This window comes from Saccharopolyspora sp. 7B (genome assembly GCF_020177435.1).
GTDB classification, from domain to species: Bacteria; Actinomycetota; Actinomycetes; order Mycobacteriales; family Pseudonocardiaceae; genus Saccharopolyspora_C; species Saccharopolyspora_C gregorii.
Genome location: NZ_JAIUKC010000285.1, coordinates 1 through 804 on the forward strand (window position 1 = coordinate 1; position 804 = coordinate 804).

The 804-nt window shown below is 80.2% G+C and carries 1 pseudogene; it reads left to right on the forward strand.

The features are described 5' to 3' along the window. Window positions 1-804, forward strand: a pseudogene (locus tag LCD33_RS28610) (hypothetical protein); the annotation flags it as partial.

Below are 804 nucleotides of genomic sequence, written 5' to 3' on the forward strand. Positions count from 1 at the left end.
CCCCCCGCCCCCCCGGCGCCCCCCCCCCGCCGCCGCCCGCCCCCCCCCCCCCCCCCCGCCGCGGCGCGCCGTCCCCGCACTGCGGCCCGCGGCCGCGGCCTGGGCCGCGACCCTGCACGTCGGCGCGGACGACGTACCCGGCCTGGTCGATCCCGCGGTCGCGGTGCGCTACGGCGCCCCGGTCGTCCGCGCGCTGCTCGACGTGGCCGCCGTCGCCACCGTCGGACTCGGCATGCTGCCCCGCCTGGTCCCGGACCACGGTGGCCGCGCCCGCGCCCTGCTCGCGCTGACCCGGCGCGCCGCGGTGGTCACGGCGCTGAGCTGGCTGGCCTGCTCGCTGCTGCTGCTCGGGCTGTACACGGCCGAGCTCGCCACCGGCAGCCCGACCGCGGAGGACGTGGCCCGCTACGTCAGCGGCGTCCCGGCCGGAGCGGCGCTGGCGCTGGGCGCGGGGTGCGCCGCGGGCTGCGCGGCGCTCGGCCTCACCGGGGTCGTCCGGGATGCCCGCGGGAACGGCGCGGACCGGCTCACCGACGACCTGGGCGCGGTGCTCGCGCTGCTCGGGCTGCTGCCGATGCCGCTGACCGGGCACGCCGTCGACTGGGAGTACCACGACCTGAGCATGCTCTCGGTGCAGCTGCACGTGCTCGCCGCGGCCGTGTGGGCGGGCGGGCTGGCCGCGATCGCCGCGTTCGTCGCCCCGCGCCGCGGTCTGCTGGCGAGCACGCTGCCGCGCTACTCGAAGCTGGCGACCGGCGCGATCGTGCTGGTCGCGGTGTCCGGGGTGTTCAACGGCGGCACCGA